This is a genomic window from Acidovorax sp. sic0104 (genome assembly GCF_019219095.1).
In the GTDB taxonomy this organism is placed as follows: Bacteria; Pseudomonadota; Gammaproteobacteria; order Burkholderiales; family Burkholderiaceae_C; genus Acidovorax.
This window is the reverse complement of record NZ_JAHUWH010000011.1, coordinates 20332-38341: the sequence shown is the minus strand read 5'-3', so window position 1 is coordinate 38341 and position 18010 is coordinate 20332. Positions and strand designations below refer to the sequence as shown.

Sequence of the window (18010 nt, the reverse complement as noted above, 5' to 3'; positions counted from 1 at the left end):
TGCATAAGTCGAACATCGGTGCGGCGTCAAGCCCCGGTACAGCCCCAGTTTTGTGCTAGCAGCGGTGGCGCATGCTCGACGTTTTATGCGGTTTGGGCTGCAAGTACTTGATTTGACTGGGGATTTGTAAGAAATCCAGAATTTCTGTGGATAACTTTGTTGATATCCCTTGCATTTGCCTCGCAAGCCCTTGAAAAGCCGTGCTTTCGGTGGATTGCCTGCAAAAAATGCAACGCAGTGCATTCCTTTGAAATCAATGGCTTACGCGGCGGTTGAGAATCTTTTCGCTTTTTCTCGCACGCCGGGCCGTTGTGTGCAGGGGGTGCGTGCGCTGCTCCAGTTTTGTGCATAAGTTGTGCCTGGGCCCGCTAGATGCCCGGCATGGGGGCAGAAGCGGCGCCCAGCGGACCGCCGCGGGGCCACCGCCGGGCGGGCTAGCCCTGGCGCTGTGCGCGCGAATGGCTGTGCACGGCCTCGACCAGGGCCGACACATGCTCGGGCGGCGTGAACTGACTGATGCCATGGCCCAGGTTGAAGATGTGCGTGGGGCCGGTGGTGCTGCGGTCAGTGTGGGGCTTGCCAAAGCTGTCCAGCACGTGGCGCACCTGGGCGGCGATCTGCGCGGGCGGCGCAAACAGCACATTGGGGTCGATGTTGCCCTGCAGCGCCTTGCCGGGGCCGCCCACCTGGCCACCCACGAGGGCGCGGGCATGGCCCAGGTTGGCCGTCCAGTCCAGGCCCAGCACCTCGCACTCGAGGTCCTTCATGTCCGGCAGCCAGATGCCGCCACCTTTGGTGAAGACGATGCGCGGCACGTCGGTACCGTCCACGCCGGTGCGCTTGAGCTGCGCCAGCACCCGTTTCGTATACGCCAGGCTGAACTCCTGGAAGGCGCCATCGGCCAGCACGCCGCCCCAGCTGTCAAAGATCATCACGGCCTGGGCGCCCGCGTCGATCTGGGCATTGAGGTAGGCCGCCACGCTGTCGGCATTGATCGCCAGGATGCGGTGCATCAGGTCGGGCCGTGCGTACATCAGGCTCTTGACCAAGCGGTAGTCGTCCGAGCCCTTGCCCTCGACCATGTAGCAGGCCAGCGTCCAGGGGCTGCCCGAGAAGCCGATCAGCGGCACGCGCCCGTTCAGGGCCTTGCGGATGCTGGTGACGGCGTCGAACACGTAGCGCAGCTTGTCCATGTCCGGCACGGCCAGTTCGGCCACGGCCGCCTCGTCGCGCACCTGCCTTGCAAAGCGCGGGCCTTCGCCCTCGGCGAACGACAGGCCCAGGCCCATGGCGTCGGGCACGGTGAGGATGTCGCTGAACAGGATGGCGGCGTCGAGAGGGAAGCGCTCCAGGGGTTGCAGGGTCACCTCTGTGGCGTAGTCCACGTTGGTGGCCAGCCCCATGAAGCTGCCCGCCCGGGCGCGCGTCGCCTTGTACTCCGGCAGATAGCGCCCCGCCTGGCGCATGAGCCACAAGGGCGTGTAGTCGGTGGCCTGGCGGCGGCAGGCACGCAGAAAGGTGTCGTTGGAGAGGGGGGCAAAGCTCATCGCCTGATTGTCGCAGGCTGGACGGAAAGGCCAGCACAGTGTGCTGCGGCCGATACCGGCGCGCCCCCGGCCAGCGCACCCGCGGAACCGGCTTTGCCGGGCCGCTGGGTGCGTCCCCCTCTGGGGGAAGCGGCGCAGCCGCTCAGGGGGGACTTCACCGTTCAGCGATGTAGTGGGACATGCGCACGACTTCGCCCGGCGCCAAAAACGTGCGCACTTCCGTCTCCAGCGCCTGGTCGGCCATGGTGGCGCGGGCGCGCTGGTGCAGGTAGTCGGCCCAGGACTCGACGATGAAGCGCTCCACGTAGCGCGAAGGCTCGCCCAGGTCTTTGTACACGCGCCAGAACGTGGCGCCGTCGCGGCGGCGCGGGGCCTTCATGCGGCTGATGGTGTCCAGGAACTCGGCGTCCGTGCCGGGCGCGATGCGGTAGCCCACCTCCACCGCCACGGGGCCGGCCTCGGGCAGGGGCTCGGCTTCGATGAAGAGCTCGTCCCAGGGCGTGGCCTGCGTCACCTCGTGCAGCGCCCCCATGCGCAGCGGCATGGGCTTGGCCAGCAGCAGGCCCACGCCCATCAGTGCAGCGGCGATGCACAGCGTGGGGGTCAGGCCCACGATGTCCGATGCCGCACCCCAGAACGCCGATCCCATCGCAAACGCGCCCAGCGCCGCCACCATGTGCATGGCCACCGCGCGCGAGCGCACCCACTGCGGCGCGCTGGCCTGCGTGGCGGTGTTGAAGGTGGACATGGCCGACATCCAGGCCGCGCCGGCGAACAGCATGGCGATGTAGACCACCCAGGCGATATGCGTCAGGGCGGCCACCAGCATGGCCGCGCCGAAGACGATGCCGCCCGCGCCCACGATGGCCTCCATGCCAAAGCGCGCCCGCAGCCGGCCCAGCACCAGGCCCACGCACACCGCACCGGTGCCCAGGCAGCCCATGAGCAGGCCGAACCCCGGCGCTCCAGTGCCCAGGCGCTGGGCAATCACGGGCAACAGAGCCCACAGGGCCGAGCCGGCAGCGCTGAACGCCATCACCCGCACCAGCTGCGCCAGGATCATGCGCGAGTGCCAGGCAAAGCGCAGGCCGCTCAGGGTGCCGCCCCATAGGCGCTCGGCCGGCAGCTTGGACGGCGGGTGCGCCTTGGGCGGCCAGCGGCGGATGGACTCCCACATCACCAACGTGGTGGTCACCGTGACGGCGAACACCCAGCCGGCGCCCAATTGGGCGAACACCAGCCCCGCCAGCGTGGGGCCCACGGCGCGCGCGGCGTTGTAGGCAATGCTCACGGCGGTGATGGCCTGGGGCCATTCGTCGCGGGGCACCGGGTCGATGACCGAGGAGTTCCAGGCCGGTGTCAGCACCGCCGTGCAGCAGCCGCAGACGAACACCAGGAGCAGCACGGAGGCCGGACCGCCTTTGCCCAGCAGCACCAGCAGTGCGAGCAGGCTGCAGGCTGCGATCTGCGCGATCAGCGCGCCCGAGACCAGGCGGCGCCGGTCCGTGGTGTCGGCCAGCACCCCTGCCGGCAGCGCCAGCAGGAACATCGGCATGAACACGGCCGTCTGTACCAGCGCGGCCAGGAACGACGAGCCCGAGAGCTCCACCATGAGCCAGGCGGCCGCCATGGTCTGCATGCCGTTGCCCACGAAGAACACGCCACCGCAGACCCACAGGCCCCGGAATGCTGGTTGGCGCAAGGGGCTCCACAAAGAGGTTGATGGCTGCGACATGGATGGTGGTGGGTGGGCGAGGGGTGTGGTGGTGGTCGGCCGGGCGTGTCGTTGGGGGCTGGTTCAACAGCTTGTGGCCGTGCGCCCCCGCTCCTGAGGATATCGCCGGATTCACGTTTCGGGGAATTGCCCGATGCGCGGGGCCCTGCAAAGGCGCAGCCTCATTCCATCAGTCCGTGTGCCGGCCACCGCGCAGCCGGTAGGTGCGCGGCACATCGGTGCGGGTGGCAACCAGCGCCTCGGCGCGTTGCTGCATGTCGGCCAGCGCCATGTCCAGGCCTCGCAGGGTGTCGGCATCCAGCCCGGCCAGCAGCTCCTGGTTCAGCGCCTTGACCTGTGGGAACAGCCCATCGTGCACCGCGCGGCCCTCGGGCGTAAGAGACAGCACGGCCTGGCGGCGGTCGCCCGGCATCGCGTCGCGGGTGAGCAGCTTCTTGGCCAGCAACGAGGTGATGGCGCGCGAGGTGCGCGCGCGGTCCAGCCCCAGGCGCTGCGCCAGTTCGGCGGGGGGCAGGCCAGGCTGCTGCGCCAGGACCATGAGCAGGCCCCACTCGCGCCGGGTGATGCCGTAGCCGCCCTCGCACAGCGGCACCACAAGACTGCCCGCCACCGCCAGCAGGCGGTTCACGCGGTACATCAGCAGGTCGTGGGCCACTTGTGGATCGGCCAGCCGGGAGGCCGGGGAGGGCGCGGGCATCAGGGTATCTCCGGGCATGAATTGATTAGATCAATCGATTGTGGGCCCAATACAGTCGGCCGCAGTGGCGCTCGTCCGTCCGCTGCCGACCCTTTTGCCACAGCCCCGCCATTGCCCGGAGATCCGACCATGCGCAAACCCCTCGCCCTCGTGCTGACCGCCACGCTTGCCCTGTGCGCCACCTTGGCACAGGCGCAGGAGACCCCCTTGCGCATCGTGGTGGGCTATGCACCCGGCGGCGCGACCGACCGCGTGGCCCGCATCGTGGCCGACAAGCTGGGCACCAGGCTCGGCACCCCCGTCATCGTGGAGAACAAGACCGGCGCAGGCGGCCGCCTCTCGGCCCAGGCGGTGAAGGCCGCACCCGCCAACCAGCCCACGCTGCTGCTGGCCAACCCCGCCGTCATGCTGGTGGCGCCCCTGGTGTTCCCCGATGCGGGCTACGACCCCGAGCGCGATTTCCGCCCGGTGAGCCACGTCAACAGCTACGAGTTCGGCGTGGCCGTGGGCAGCGCCGTGCCGGTCAAGGAGCTGCCGCATTTGATGGCCTGGCTGCGCGCCAACCCCGACAAGGCCAACTTCGGCGTGCCCGCCACGGGCAGCCTGCCGCACTTCTTCGGCTTGATGGTGGGCGACGCCGCCAAGGTGCGTGCCGAGGTGGTGGGCTACCGGGGCTCGGCACCGCTGCTCAACGACCTGCTGGGCGGCCAGGTGCCCGTGGCTTTCGACACCTTCGACACCCTGCTGCCGCAACACGAAGCCGGCAAGATCCGCATCCTGGCCGTGTCGAGCGCCAGGCGCAGCCCCCTGGACGGCAAGATCCCCACCTTCAAGGAAAGCGGCATGGACCTGGCCGCCACCGGCTGGAACACCTTCTTCGCCCCGATGAGCATGCCCAAGGCGCAGGCCGACCGCCTGGCCGGGCTGATCGTTGAGGTGATGAAGGACCCGGACACCCAGCGCAAGTTCGAGACGGCCAAGATGGAGCCAGTGGTGGCGACCATGGCACAGACGGAAGCGATGCTCAAGGCGTACCGCGCGCAATGGGCGCCGGTGGTGCAGCGCTCGGGCTTCAAGCCTTGATCTCACGCGCTTCTCAAGCGGTTTTTCAAGACGCAGAACGCCGAGCGCCAAAACACTTCGCGCCGCCCACCAACCGTTCACGCTGAGCCTGTCGAAGCGCCGCGCAAGGCTTCGACAAGCTCAGCCCGAACGGATTTGTTCGAGGTCAGTGCAAACCGATCAGATCACCCGACTCCCCAATACCTGCCCATGCCCCAGCGTCCCCACATCATCTTCATCGTCGCCGACGACCTCGGCTACGCCGACCTGGGCTGCTACGGCGGGCGCGAAGCCAGCTTCGGTCCGGTCTCGCCCGTGCTCGACGGCCTCGCCGCCCGCGGCCTGAAGCTCACGCAGGGTTACTCCAATTCACCCGTCTGCTCGCCCACGCGCTTTGCGCTGATGACCGCGCGCTACCAGTACCGCCTGCGCGGCGCGGCCGAGGAGCCCATCAACAGCAAGAGCCGGGGCAGCACCACGCTGGGCCTGCCGCCCGAGCACCCCACGCTGCCTTCGCTGCTGCGCGCAGCGGGTTACCGCACGGCGCTGATGGGCAAATGGCACCTGGGCTATCCACCTGCGTTCGGGCCGCTGCGCTCGGGCTACGAAGAGTTCTTCGGCCCCATGTCGGGCGGGGTGGACTACTTCACGCACTGCAGCTCGGGCGGCCAGCACGACCTGTACCTGGGCCACGACGAAAAGCAGCAGGACGGCTACCTCACCGACCTCATCACCGACCACGCGCTCGACTACGTGGAGCGCATGGCGCCAGGCGCGCAGGCCGGCACGCCGTTCTTCCTGAGCCTGCACTACACGGCGCCCCACTGGCCGTGGGAGACGCGTGACGACGAGGCGCTGGCGCAAGAGGTCAAGGGCAACCTGTTTCACCTGCACGGCGGCAACATCGACACCTACCGCCGCATGATCCACCACATGGACGAGGGCATAGGCCGCATCATGGCCGCGCTGCGCCGCCACGGCATCGACCGCGACACGCTGGTCGTGTTCACCAGCGACAACGGCGGCGAACGCTTCTCGGACAGCTGGCCCCTCGTCGGCGGCAAGATGGACCTGACCGAAGGCGGCATCCGCGTGCCATGGATCGCCCACTGGCCCGCAGTGATCGCGCCGGGCAGCGTGAGCCCGCAGACCTGCATGACCATGGACTGGTCCGCCACGATGCTCGATGCAGCCGGCGTGGCCGCTGCGCCCGACCACCCGCTCGACGGCCGCTCGCTGATGCCGCTGCTGCGCGACCCGTCGGTGCTGGACGAGCCCGCGCTGTTCTGGCGCATGAACCACCGGGGCCAGCGCGCCATGCGCCAGGGCGACTGGAAGTACCTGCGGGTGGATGGCAACGACTACCTCTTCAACCTGGCCCAGGACGAGCGCGAACGCGCCAACCGCGCGCCGGTGGAGCCCGCGCGCCTGCAGGCCATGCGCGCGGCGTGGGAGGCGTGGAATGCGTCGATGCCAGCGATTCCCGAAGACGCGACGGTGAGCCTGGGCTATTCGGTGAAGGACATGCCGGGGAGATAGGTTCCCCCTGAGTCGCTGCGCGCCTCGGTGGCGCGCGCCAGAGGCGCGGCACTGGTACAGGCCGCCCTGGTTTAGTTGACAGGGCGTCGCTCAACCCACACCCGTTCGGGCTGAGCCTGTCGAAGCCTCGCACTACCTGCGAAATCTACCAATCCCAGCCCCTGCCCTTTCGCGTTGGGTCCGTCGAAAAGCTGCCCTTTCACGCCATGGCTTCGACGGGCTCAGCCCGAACGGGTGGGACGATACGGGCGGGGCATTTTTACAAGCGTTTTTGGCCTCAATCGCTTGCCAGAAAATCGCCACCAGCTATTGATTCAATAGCGTCCCGCTGTTGCCGGCCTCCAGCAGCCGCGTGAGCAGCGGGTGCATCACCTTGCGGGCGCTGTAGATCAGGTGGAACTGCTCCTGCACGTCGGGGGTGGTGCCCACCTGCACCAGGCCGTGGGTGTGCGCCAGGTGCTCGCCCAGCGAGACGGGGGCGGGCATCACGCCCATGCCGGTGGCGGCGAAGGTGCTCAAGAGGGCGCTGTCCTCGAACTCGCCGGCGATGCGCGGTCGGATGCGTTCGCGCTCCAGCCAGTGGTCGATGCGCGCCCGCATGGCGGCGTGGTCGGTGGGCAGCAGCACGGGCACCACGGCCAGGCTGTGCGGGAAGTCCGTGGCGGCCGCATCGGCCCACAAGGGCGGCGCGTACCAGGCGATGGCGCTCGTGCCCAGCAGCTGGCTGGTGGTGCGCAGCGCGCGGTTGGGCGGCGCTGCGCGGTCGGCCAGCACCGCGTCGAGCTTGTGCAGCGCCAGCTCGCCCAGCAGCGGCTGGAACTCGCCCTCGTGGCACAGCAGGCGCAGGTGGGGCTCGTCCAGCACGGGGGTCAGCAGCCGGTGCACGGCCAGCTTGGCGATGCCGTCGGAGATGCCCAGGTTCAGCCGCAGCGTCTGGCCGGTGGCGGCCTCGCGCACGCGCACGGGCAGCAGCTCGCCCAGGGCAAAGATGTGGTCGGCCTCGTGCAGCGCGGCCACGCCGGCGTCGGTGAGCACCAGGTTGCGGCCCTCGGTGCGCAGCAGGCTCACGCCCAGGGCCTTTTCCAGCTCGCGCACCTGGGCGCTGATGGTCTGCACGGCCATGTCCAGCCGCTCGGCGGCGCGCGCGATGCCACCCTCCTTGGCCACTACCCAGAAGTAGAAAAGATGGCGGTAGTTGAAGCTCTGGCTCATGGGGGTCTTGAAGGGAAAAATGGGTTTGGTTCGTAAAAACCGAACCAATGGTATCAATATGACAGGTTTTTAAGAATCTCTTGCGTCCCTACAGTGCGGGCTGTTGCCGGTTGGAACGCCCGGCAGAAGAACCAATTCCCTTCGGAGCAAAGATTCATGGAAACAATAGGAACCTGGTGGATGTGGGCGGGATTCGCCGTCTTCGTGGTCGTCGCCATCGGCGTGGACCTTCTGGTGATGGAGCGCCAGGGCGCGCACAAGGTCACGATGAAAGAGGCGCTGCGCTGGAGCCTGCTGTGGTTCTCGCTGGCCTTCGTGTTCGTCGCCATCCTGTGGCGGTACCTCGACAGCAGCCAGGGCCGCGAGGTGGCCAACACGGTGTCGATGCAGTTCATCACCGGCTACCTGGTGGAAAAGAGCTTGTCGATCGACAACATCTTCGTCTTCCTGATGCTGTTCAGCTACTTCGCCGTGCCGCCGCAGTACCAAAAGCGTGCGCTCATCATCGGCATCATCGGCGCCATCGTGCTGCGCACGCTGCTGATCCTGGCGGGGGCCTGGCTGCTGGCCACCTTCCACTGGCTGCTCTACGTGTTCGGCGCGTTCCTCGTGGTCACGGGCGCCAAGATGTGGTTCGCCGCCGGGCAGGAGCCCGACATCGCCACCAACCCGGTGCTCAAGTTCCTGAAGAAGCGCATCCGCATCACCGACCAGTTCGACGGCGAAAAGCTTTCCACGCTGGTCAACGGGGTGAAGCACTACACCCCGCTGTTCGTGGTGCTGGTGCTCATCGGCACCACCGACATCATCTTCGCCGTGGACAGCATCCCTGCCATCTTCGCGATCACCAACGACCCGTTCATCGTGCTCACGGCCAACATCTTCGCCATCCTGGGCCTGCGCGCGCTGTACTTCCTGCTGGCTGACCTGGCGGACCGCTTCCACCTGCTGGCCTATGGCCTGGCGCTGGTGCTGATCTTCATCGGCGGCAAGATGCTGCTCATCGACCTGGTCAAGATCCCGATCGGCTACGCCCTGCTGGTGACAGCCGGCCTGATCGCAGGCTCCATCTTCCTGTCGCTGCGCAGTTCGGGGGGCAATCCCCAGCCGGCACAGGCCCTGCCACCCAAGGACTGACCGCAAGGGAGCACGCACCATGGAACTGCTGGACTCTGTACTGTTGTTTCTCCTGGGCGGCCTCGTCGCCGCCACCGTCATCGCCCACCGGGCGGGCAACGAGAAGCGCGATGTGCGTCTGCTGATGGGGCTGTCGGCCCTGTGCGGCGCGGGCACGGCAGCCGCCTTTGCCTGGAACTGACCGCGCGATGATGTCCATGCTGTGCTCCCTGCGCCGCTGGCTGCGCGGCCTGGAACCCCGGGCCCGCACGCACCTGGACCGCAGCTGGCTTTCCGGCCTGCGGCCATGGCTGGAGCGGCGCGCGCTGTTCCGCTTTCAGCGCGAGCCGCTGGCGCGCGGTGTGGCAGCGGGCATGTTCTGCGGACTCATCCCCGGGCCGCTGCAGATCCCGGGCACGCTGGTGGTGTGCGCCGGGATTCGCGGCAACGTGGTGGCCGGGTCTGTGGCCACGTTCTATACCAACCCGTTCACCACCGTGCCGCTGTATGCATTGGCGTTTTACCTGGGGTCGCTGGTGATGCCCGGCACGCAAACCCTGCCGCCGTGGAGCAGCGTCGCGCCGGGCGGCGATTTCTCGGTGCAGGCGATGGCGGCGTGGATCCAGGCCCTGGGCACGCCGCTGCTCGTCGGCCTGCCCACACTGGGACTGCTGCTCGCGGCGCTGGGTTATGCCGCGGTGCAACTGATGTGGCTGGCCCCTGCTTTGCAGCGCAAGCGCCGGCTGGCACGCTGCCGAGCTTCCGCTGCGTAGAGCACGGATCGGCGCTGCTCACTTTCCGAAGCGCTAAACCGCAGATCCTGAAGTCCACAAGCTGCGAAACTGGCGCCCGGCCATCGCCAGTGCCACCGCGGAACCGGCTTCGCCGGGCCGCTGGAGGCGTCCCCTTGAGGGGGAAGCGGCGCAGCCGCTCAGGGGGCTCAATCAATGGGGTTAGTCAAGCTTTACGCCGACCTTGGTGATGACGCGTCCCCACTTCTCCCGCTCGGCACGCGCAAAGCTGCCCATCTGCGCCGCAGTGCCGGGCATGGGCTCCACGCCCAGGGCCTGCAGGCGCGCCTTGGTGCGGGTGTCGGCCAGCGCGGCCTGCAGGGCCTTGCTGAAGTTCGCCACCACCTCGGGCGGCGTGCCGGTGGGTGCGACCACGCCCTGCCAGGCATAGCCTTCAAAACCCTGCAGGCCCTGCTCTGCGATGGTGGGTACATCGGGCATGGTGCCCACACGCTGCGGGCTGGCCACGCCGATGGCCCTGACCTTGCCGGTCGCGAGGAAAGGGTACACCGTGGCGCTGTCGATCCACATCGCGGGCACCTGGCCGCCGATCACGTCCTGGATGGCAGGGGCGGCGCCGCGGTAAGGCACATGCGTGAGCTTGAGACCGCTTTGCTCGCGGAACAACTCGCCCACCAGGTGGTGCGGGCTGCCCGGCCCGGCGGATGCCCAGTTCACGCCGTCAGGCAAGCCCTTGGCCCAGGCCATGAACTCCTTCAAATTCTTGGCCGGCACGTTGTTGGACACCACAAGGAACATGGGGAAGCGCACCAGCAGTCCCACGGGCTGGAAGTCCTTCTCGGAGTTGTAGCTGAGCTTGCTGAACAGGAACGGGTTGGCCGCCAGCGTGGCGAAGTCGGCCGAGAAGATGAGGTTGCCGTAGTCCTTGTGGCGTGCGCTGTATTCGGCCGCGATGTTGGTGCCCGCGCCGGGCTTGTTGTTGATGACGATGGGGCGGCCCAACGTGGCCGACATCGACTCGGCAATCGTGCGCGCCACGATGTCGGAGCCGCCGCCGGCCGCATAGCCCACCACCCATTCGAGCGGCTTGGGGTCTTGGGCTTTGGCGGGCAGGGCCAGCGTGGTGAGTGCCAGGGCGCCTAGGGTGGCGAGGAAGTGTTTGCGCAGCATGGTTTTGTCTCCGGGTTGTTGTGCGTGGTGGTCGGGTAAACGGCGGCGCGCTGTCTGTGCAGTGCTGTGGCCGCTGCGGGTGAAGCTCGGGGTTCAGGCCATGGTGTGTGCAGGCGCGACGGGGGTGATGGCCGGGTGCTCGGCGGGCGGGGGCGCGTTCCGCCCGCGTGCCAGCCGCAGCGCATCGCACAGCGTGGCGTGGTCGCCGATGTGGTTGGCCAGCAGCAGCACCAGGCGTGCGTTCATGGCGTGGCTCTCGGGGAGGGACAGGCCCTGATGGGCATTGATCAGCGCTTCGTAGAAGTCGTCGCAGGCCTGCAGGTGGGGCTGGGTGTTGAGCATGGTCTGGGGCTCCGTGGAGTCAGGCGTGGGCGGCCGTGGCGCGGGCCAGGGCAGCGCGCACGGCGGCTTCGGTGGGTATGCGCCAGCGCGCGCACACGTGCTGGTCGGGGCGCACCAGGTAGGCGGTGTGGGGCAGGGCGTCCAGGCGCTGCGCGGCCAGGCCATCGCTGTCCCGCACCTCCACGCCGATCTGCAGCACCTGCACCTGCGGCACTTCGAATGCCCAGCCAGGTGCCGCGCCAAAGACGATGAGCGTGAACTGCGGACCCAGTTCGCGCAGCAGCCAGGTGGGCTGGCCCTGGCGTGCCAGCGGTGCGTCCAGCAGCACGGCGCCCGGCACCTGCGTCCCTGCGAAGGTGTCCGTGTCAGGCGTGTTCAAGGGCGATGCGTGCAGCGTCGCCGGCACCGACAGGCGCCCGCTGTTGACGATGCGCCGCGCGAACGCATGGTCGCGCGCCAGGTGCAGTGCGGCATCGCGGAACAGCCGGCTGATCTCGCTCTTGGGCGTGATGAAGTCGGTGGCACGCGTGGAGTTGGCAATGTTCTCGTCGGCCGCGTACTCGCGCTCGGGGCCGTAGCTGGCCACCAGCGCAGCGCTGGCCCAACCCTGCAGCACCCCATCGAGCTTCCAGGCCAGGTTCTCCGCGTCCTGCACGCCGCTGTTGGCGCCGCGTGCGCCAAAGGGCGAGACACCGTGGGCGCTGTCGCCCACGAACACCACGCGGCCGTGCACGAAACGGTCCATGCGCAGGCAGGCAAACGTGTACACGCTGGCCCAGTCCAGCTCGAACTGCGCCTGGGGCCCCAGCAGCGCCTTCACGCGCGGCAGGATGTTCTCTGGCTTCTTTTCCTCTTCGGGGTCGGCGTCCCACCCCAACTGGAAGTCGATGCGCCACACGTTGTCGGGCTGGCGGTGCAGCAGCACGCTCTGGCCGGGGTGGAAAGGCGGGTCGAACCAGAACCACCGCTCGGTCGGAAAATCGGCACCACCCGCCAGCTTCACGTCGGCGATCAGAAAGCGGTCCTTGAAGATGCGGCCTTTGCTCTCCAGGCCCAGCATCTGCCGCAGGGGCGAGCGCGAGCCGTCGCACGCGGCCACCCACTGCGCGCCAATGCGGTAGTCGCCCTCGGGCGTGGCGACGGTCAGCAGGGCGTTGCCCTCGTGCTGCTCCACGGCGGTGACCCGGTTGTGCCAGCGGATGTCGATCCCCGGCAACTGCAGCGCCCGCTCCACCAGGTAGGCCTCGGCGTAGTACTGCTGCAGGTTGATGAAGGCCGGGCGTTCGTGACCCTGCTCGGGCAGCAGGTTGAACTCATACAGTTGCTCGTCCTGCAGGAAGACCTTGCCCACGTTCCACGACACGCCCTTGTCCACCATGCGCTGGCCCACGCCCAGGCGGTCCCAGATCTCCAGCGTGCGCTTGGCAAAACAGATGGCACGCGAGCCGGTGGAGAGCTTGTGGTCGTTGTCCAGCACCACCACGCGCTGCCCGCGCTGCGCCAGGTCGATGGCGAGCGACAGGCCCACGGGGCCCGCACCCACGATGACCACGGGGTGCTGCGCGGGCGTGGCGCTGTCCTGGTCGGGCGAGCGCACGTAGCCGAATTCAAGGGCCTGCACCTCGGCGCCGCTGGCGTGGAAGGCCTCGGGAGGCATGTCTCTGGGGTTCATGGCGTCATGACCTTTGTGTCTTGGATCGAGCCGGGCGCTGCTCCGGGAGCGGACCTTTGCAACTGGCGCAGCCCCCAGCGAGGGACGCCAAGCCAGGGCCGCCCCACAGCGAGGGCGTCGTCCCCCTTCCCGCAGCGCGCAGCGGTGCGAGAGAAGGGGGAAGGCACGCAGCGCCTCAGGGGAGGTGTTTCTCTATTCAACCTTCCAGTGCTTTCCACATCGCCACATCCCGCTCGGCCGTCCAGATGCGCGGGTCGGGGTACTGCGTGGCCTCGTCGTAGGCGCGGGTCACGTCGAACGGCATGCAGTGGTTGAAGATCACCCAGTGGCCGTACTTGGGCTGCAGTTGTGCGAACGTGGCCTCGTACACCTTGCGCAGGTCCTCGCCCTGGGCGGCACTGGCTTTCACGCTGTTGTACAGGTCGCTGATGAAGGCGCGCGTGCCGGCAAGGCCCGCCTGGACCTGCTCGGGCGTCTGCAGCGCGGCGCCCCGGCCCGGCACGAGCTTTTCGGGCTTCAGGGCCGCAATGTTGTCCAGCGTCTGCGGCCAGTCCTCGAAGTAGGCGTCGCCCGCATACGGCGTGGCGTCGAACTCCACCAGGTCGCCGCTGAAGAGGATCCTTTCCTGCGGCAGCCAGGCCACGGTGTCGCCCTTGGTGTGGCCACGGCCCAGCTGCAGGATCTGCACTTCCAGCTGGCCCAGCCACAGCGTCATCTTGCCGGTGAAGGTCATCGTGGGCCAGGTGAGGCCCTCGGGCACGCTCTCCACGTTCTGGAACAGGCGCGGGAAGCGGCCGATCTCGCTGTCCTTATCGAACTGGCCGCGCTCGACGATCAAATCGCGCGTGTCCTCGCTGGCAATGATGTGCTCGGCGCCGTAGGCGCTGGCCCCCAGCACGCGCACCGCGTGGTAGTGCGAGAGCAGCACGTACTTGATGGGCTTGTCCGTCACCTCGCGGATGCGGCGGATCACGTCCTGCGCCATCACGGGCGTGGCCTGGGTGTCGATGACCATCACCGCATCGTCGCCAATGATGATGCCGGTGTTGGGATCGCCCTCGGCGGTGTAGGCATAGGCATGGTCGGAGAGCTTGTCGAAGCTCACCTTCTTGACGTCCAGGTCGGCGGCGGAGGCGAAGGTCTTGGTGGTCATGGGCGGTGCAATTCGTTATGGATGAATGCATTTATCTAAACAGAATGTTTTGATGTTAGGCAATAAATTCGCCAATGTCTAATGCATTTGTTTAGGTGAAAACCCGAACGCATTGGCGCCGGCCCTTGCCGTGGACAATCGCACCCATGGCCTCCTTCGCACCCGACATGCCCCGCCCCGACGATGAAGACGACAGCCCGCGCGCGCCGCGCGGCATCCAGAGCGTGGAGGTGGGCGGGCAACTGCTCAAGGTGCTGGCGCGCACCGGCCGCCGCATGGCGCTCAAGGACCTGGCGCGCGCCGCCGAAATGACGCCCGCCAAGGCGCACCCGTACCTCGTGAGCTTCGGCAAGCTGGGCCTCATCGAACAGGACACCGTGAGCGGCCACTACGGCCTGGGCCCGCTGGCGATGCAGCTGGGCCTGATCAGCCTGCAGCAGGTGGACCCGGTGCGTCTGGCGATCGCCGAGCTGCCCGCGCTGGCCCAGCGCATCGGCTACACCGTCTCGGCCTCGGTCTGGGGCGACAACGGCCCCACCATCATCCGCGTGGAAGAAGGCCCCACGGCCGTGTACGTGGCCATGCGCCATGGCACGACCGCGTCGGTGCGCCACACGGCCACGGGCAAGGTGTTCGCGGCCTTCGGCCCGCGCGAGCGCGCTGCCGCCGCGCTGGCGGCCGAGGGGTTTGCGGGGGCTTTGGACGAACCCGCGTTTGCGGCCGAGCTGGACGCTGTGCGCACGCACCAGGTGGCACAGGTGACCGACCAGCTGCTGCCCGGCATCAGCGCACTGGCCACCCCGGTGTTTGATGGGTTTGGGCAGCTGGTGCTGTGCCTGGCGGTGATCGGGCCAAGTGCGACGCTGCAGACAGGGCCGGACAGCGCGTCAGCGCAGCATCTGCGGGAGGCGGCCAGCAGTTTGTCGCAGCGGCTGGGAGCGGGTGCCTGAACGGAGCGAGCGCCCGGTGAGCGGCTTGCGGGCGTGATGCCTCACTCTCGGTGCCGGAACGCGATGTGCGTCAGGACTTGTACTTGATGCTGCACCCATATGGCTGCGTCGTCGCCGCCGAGATGGGCTTGCCCGCCAGTGCTTCCGACAGCCCCACCTTCACATAGTTGGTGGCCTTCTCGATGTCGGCCGGGCGGGCCGAGGGAATGCTGTCGATGCCGCCCGCGTACACCAGCACGCCCTGCGGGTTGACGATGTACATGTGCGGCGTGGTGCGTGCGCCGTAGCTCTTGCCCACGGTGCCTTCCTCGTCCATGAGCACGGCGGTGGGCTGGGCCTTGCGCTCGGTGAGCCAGGCCGTGAGCTTGGCGGGCTCCAGGTAGTCGCTACTGGCCTTCTCGGTGGAGTTGACCGCGAGCCAGACCACGTTCTTGCTGGCGGCGTCCTTCTGGGTGGCGGGCATGTTGCCGCTGTCGTAGTGCTTGCGCACGAAGGGGCAGCCGGGGTTGGTCCATTCCAGCACCACATGCTTGCCCTTGAAGTCGGACAGGCGCACGGTCTTGCCGGTGGCGTCCTTGAGCGTGAAGTCGGGGGCCGGCTGGCCCACGGTGGTGGCGGCCTGGGCGGCGCCGCTGGCGAACAGCGCGGCGGCAGAAGCAATCAGCGTACGGCGAAGCAACTTCATGGCGGGATCTCCCTGGGTTGATGGCGACGGTGAACAACGACAACCAACGGACAACGCTCTGCATGGATGGCATGCAGCGCGGCCACTGGTTGATGCATCTACAGCCGGGCGATGGTGGCGCGCACCTCCTGCACGCTGAGCACCTCGGTCAGTACCACGGGCGGCTTGCCGGCCTGGTAGAACACATACACGGGCACGCCGTTGCGGCCCAGCTGCGCGAGGGCGGCGGTGATGGCCGGGTCGCGGCGCGTCCAGTCGGCGCGCAGCAGCGCCACGTTCTTGGCGGCGAGGTCGGCCAGCACGTCGGCATCGGCCAGCGTGGTCTTCTTGTTGTACTGACAGGTCACGCACCAGGCGGCGGTGAAGTCGACGAACACGGGGCGGCCACCAGCCGTGATCTGCTCGGCCGCGCCGGGGGTCCAGGCCTGCCACTGCGCGCCGCCTGCGCTGGCGGGCTGTGCCGTGTGCAGGGCTGGCACGTTGGTGATGTGCGGTCCGAACGACCAGGCCAGCAGTGCGAACGCGGCCACCGATACCGTGGCCATCCAGCGGCGCGCGCGGCCCGCCAGCGACAGCGACCAGGCGACCAGCCCCACGCCCACCAGCAGGATCAGCAGCGCGCCCGCGCCGTCGATGCCGCTTTGCTGCCCCAGCACCCACACCAGCCACACCACGGTGGCGAACATCGGGAAGGCCATGAACTTGCGGAAGGTGTCCATCCATGCACCGGGGCGTGGCAGGGCGCGCGCCACGGCAGGGATGAAGCTCGCGGCCAGGTAAGGCAGCGCCAGGCCCAGGCCCAGCACCGCGAACACGGCCAGCGCCTGGGGCACCGGCAGCGTGGCCGTGAGGCCCATGGACGCGCCCATGAACGGCGCGGTGCAGGGCGATGCGACGGCCACGGCCAGAACGCCGGTCAGAAAGCTGTCGGCCACCGGGTGGCGCGCCTGCAGGCTGGCCACGGACGACGGCAGAAAGTGCCCGAACTCGAAGACGCCCGCCAGGTTCAGCCCGATCACCGTGAACAGCGCGGCAAGTGCGGCCACCACCGCGGGCGACTGCAGCTGAAAGCCCCAGCCCACGGCCTCGCCCGCGGCGCGCAGGCCCAGCATGAGCGCGCCCAGCAGCATGAAGGACAGCACGACCCCCGCCGTGTACGCCAGGCCGCTCAGGCGGTGCGCGCGGCGGTCCTGCGCGTGCTGGGTGAAGCCCACGACCTTGATCGCCAGCACCGGAAATACGCAGGGCATGAGGTTGAGGATGAGGCCGCCCAGCAGGGCGCCGAGCAGCGCCGCCGAGAGCGTGAGGCTGGATGCGCCCGAACCCGCGCCCGAGCCGCCCGCAGCCGCGCTTGCGTTGGCAGCATTGGCCTTGAGCGCTGCCTCCAGCGCGGGCGACACGGCGGCCACGGAGGCCGCCTGCGGCCAGGTGCCCAGCACCTTGAGCTCCGCCCGGTAGCCCGTGCGGGTGTCGGGGCCGGTGGCGTGGGCGCCCGCGCCCCGCGGGGCCGACCGCTCGGCCAGCACCACCGGCATCAGGCTGGGACTGTGGCTGCGCTGGTCCGCCAGCGGGATCCTGGCGGTCCACACGCTGCCGTTCCAGGCCTGCGTCCACTGCGCGGCGTTGTCGATGACTTCACTGGTCTCCGGGAACACATCAAGCGTCTTGCCCCTGAGCGCAACGGGCAGCCCGTGCACGCTGACCTGCAGGGCATTGCCGTCGGCAATCTGCGCCTGGCTGTCCGGCACGATGCCGTTCGTGCCTGCCAGCACCGGTTGCGGCTGCGCCTTGGCCGCCGCCTCGAACGCGGCGCCGTTCAAGGCCGTGGTGCTGCGGATGGGCAGTTGCAGGGTGAACTCGCCCTCTTCGGGAATGCACTCCTTGCGGCAGACCAGCCAGGAGGCGCGCAGCTTGATGGTGGCGTCCCTGGCCAGCGGCCCGGCGGCGAAGGTGCTGGCCACGGTGACCGGCACGGGCAGAAGCACCGTGCCTTCGTAGCCGTAGTTCGCCAGCGTGCCGATGGGAATCTTTTTGGGCAGGGGCCAGGCGATCTCTCCGGCGTCCAGTCCGGCGGGCAGCGTCCAGGCCAGGTCGGTGGGCAAACCCGAGTCGCCGGGGTTCTTCCAGTAGGTATGCCACTCTGGCTGGTGGGTGATCTGCAGGCCCAGCCACAGCGGCTGCCCCGGCGCCACGCCCTGCGGCGCGTGGGCCATCAGCTCGGCCCGCACGTACGGCGTGGTGACCACGCTCGTGCCCTGGCCGCTGGTTTTGGTGCTGAGTTGGGCGCTGGCGCTTGTCCATGAAGCGCAGGCTGCTATCAAAAGCAGAGTATTCGCGAGGCGGTGGAGCAGGCGTGAGGACATGGTTGCAGTGTGGGA

16 protein-coding genes are annotated in these 18010 nt (G+C 68.4%); 6 read left to right on the top strand and 10 right to left on the bottom strand.

Translation table 11 applies throughout. The features are described 5' to 3' along the window. Positions 1 to 434 precede the first annotated feature (434 nt). The 3 genes from hemE to KW835_RS17665 all read right to left on the bottom strand — a co-directional run bounded on the left by hemE (position 435) and on the right by KW835_RS17665 (position 3979). Positions 435 to 1547 carry a uroporphyrinogen decarboxylase gene (hemE, locus tag KW835_RS17675; RefSeq protein WP_218384828.1) on the bottom strand — a complete coding sequence of 371 codons (1113 nt, stop codon included), beginning with the start codon at positions 1545 to 1547 and terminating at the stop codon, positions 435 to 437. A 154-nt stretch (positions 1548 to 1701) separates the two neighbouring features. Beyond that, positions 1702 to 3282, bottom strand: a complete 1581-nt coding sequence (locus tag KW835_RS17670; protein ID WP_218384826.1) for an MFS transporter — start codon at positions 3280 to 3282, stop codon at positions 1702 to 1704. Positions 3283 to 3451: 169 nt separating this feature from the next. Continuing rightward, complete coding sequence (locus KW835_RS17665; RefSeq protein WP_218384824.1) at positions 3452 to 3979, bottom strand: MarR family transcriptional regulator; 528 nt, start codon at positions 3977 to 3979, stop codon at positions 3452 to 3454. Positions 3980 to 4108: 129 nt separating this feature from the next. On the opposite strand from KW835_RS17665, the gene KW835_RS17660 reads away from it, so the two are divergent. Together KW835_RS17660 and KW835_RS17655 are read left to right on the top strand one after the other, a co-directional pair. Next, positions 4109 to 5062 (top strand): tripartite tricarboxylate transporter substrate-binding protein, encoded by a 954-nt coding sequence (locus KW835_RS17660; RefSeq protein ID WP_218384816.1) that lies wholly within the window; start codon positions 4109 to 4111, stop codon positions 5060 to 5062. Between the two features lie 189 nt (positions 5063 to 5251). Then, positions 5252 to 6580: a sulfatase gene (locus KW835_RS17655; protein ID WP_218384814.1), complete on the top strand. Its 1329-nt coding sequence runs from the start codon at positions 5252 to 5254 to the stop codon at positions 6578 to 6580. 306 nt (positions 6581 to 6886) lie between these two features. Here the strand turns inward: KW835_RS17655 and KW835_RS17650 are convergent, their stop codons facing one another. After that, complete coding sequence (locus tag KW835_RS17650) at positions 6887 to 7792, bottom strand: LysR family transcriptional regulator (protein ID WP_218384812.1); 906 nt, start codon at positions 7790 to 7792, stop codon at positions 6887 to 6889. A gap of 156 nt (positions 7793 to 7948) precedes the next feature. Here KW835_RS17650 and KW835_RS17645 point away from each other — a divergent pair, with 156 nt between their 5' ends. From KW835_RS17645 to KW835_RS17635, 3 genes are read left to right on the top strand one after another with little or no spacing between them, the layout of a single operon-like run. Continuing rightward, positions 7949 to 8929 (top strand): TerC family protein, encoded by a 981-nt coding sequence (locus KW835_RS17645; RefSeq protein ID WP_218384810.1) that lies wholly within the window; start codon positions 7949 to 7951, stop codon positions 8927 to 8929. Positions 8930 to 8948: 19 nt separating this feature from the next. Continuing rightward, complete coding sequence (locus KW835_RS17640; RefSeq protein WP_200912460.1) at positions 8949 to 9110, top strand: hypothetical protein; 162 nt, start codon at positions 8949 to 8951, stop codon at positions 9108 to 9110. 7 nt (positions 9111 to 9117) lie between these two features. Beyond that, positions 9118 to 9681 carry a DUF2062 domain-containing protein gene (locus KW835_RS17635; protein ID WP_218384808.1) on the top strand — a complete coding sequence of 188 codons (564 nt, stop codon included), beginning with the start codon at positions 9118 to 9120 and terminating at the stop codon, positions 9679 to 9681. Positions 9682 to 9861: 180 nt separating this feature from the next. On the opposite strand, the gene KW835_RS17630 is transcribed toward KW835_RS17635, so the two are convergent. The 4 genes from KW835_RS17630 to KW835_RS17615 form a co-directional block, all read right to left on the bottom strand. Next, positions 9862 to 10830, bottom strand: coding sequence for a tripartite tricarboxylate transporter substrate binding protein (locus tag KW835_RS17630; RefSeq protein ID WP_218384806.1), 969 nt, complete (start codon positions 10828 to 10830; stop codon positions 9862 to 9864). A 93-nt stretch (positions 10831 to 10923) separates the two neighbouring features. Beyond that, entirely contained in the window at positions 10924 to 11172 is a 249-nt protein-coding gene (locus KW835_RS17625; protein ID WP_218384804.1) for a DUF2783 domain-containing protein, read from the bottom strand. A 19-nt stretch (positions 11173 to 11191) separates the two neighbouring features. Next, a complete protein-coding gene (locus tag KW835_RS17620) occupies positions 11192 to 12844 on the bottom strand; it encodes an FAD-dependent oxidoreductase (protein ID WP_218384802.1) in 1653 nt (550 codons plus the stop codon). A 196-nt stretch (positions 12845 to 13040) separates the two neighbouring features. After that, a complete protein-coding gene (locus KW835_RS17615; protein WP_218384797.1) occupies positions 13041 to 13997 on the bottom strand; it encodes an MBL fold metallo-hydrolase in 957 nt (318 codons plus the stop codon). A 146-nt stretch (positions 13998 to 14143) separates the two neighbouring features. Here KW835_RS17615 and KW835_RS17610 point away from each other — a divergent pair, with 146 nt between their 5' ends. Then, the gene (locus KW835_RS17610) at positions 14144 to 14947 is read left to right on the top strand and encodes an IclR family transcriptional regulator (protein WP_218384796.1); all 804 of its coding nucleotides are present in this window, start codon (positions 14144 to 14146) and stop codon (positions 14945 to 14947) included. 70 nt (positions 14948 to 15017) lie between these two features. On the opposite strand, the gene KW835_RS17605 is transcribed toward KW835_RS17610, so the two are convergent. Both KW835_RS17605 and KW835_RS17600 read right to left on the bottom strand, forming a co-directional pair. Further along, on the bottom strand, positions 15018 to 15632 hold the full coding sequence (locus KW835_RS17605; protein ID WP_218384795.1) for a thioredoxin family protein: 615 nt from the start codon (positions 15630 to 15632) through the stop codon (positions 15018 to 15020). A 98-nt stretch (positions 15633 to 15730) separates the two neighbouring features. Continuing rightward, entirely contained in the window at positions 15731 to 17995 is a 2265-nt protein-coding gene (locus tag KW835_RS17600) for a protein-disulfide reductase DsbD (RefSeq protein ID WP_218384793.1), read from the bottom strand. Positions 17996 to 18010: the final 15 nt, after the last annotated feature.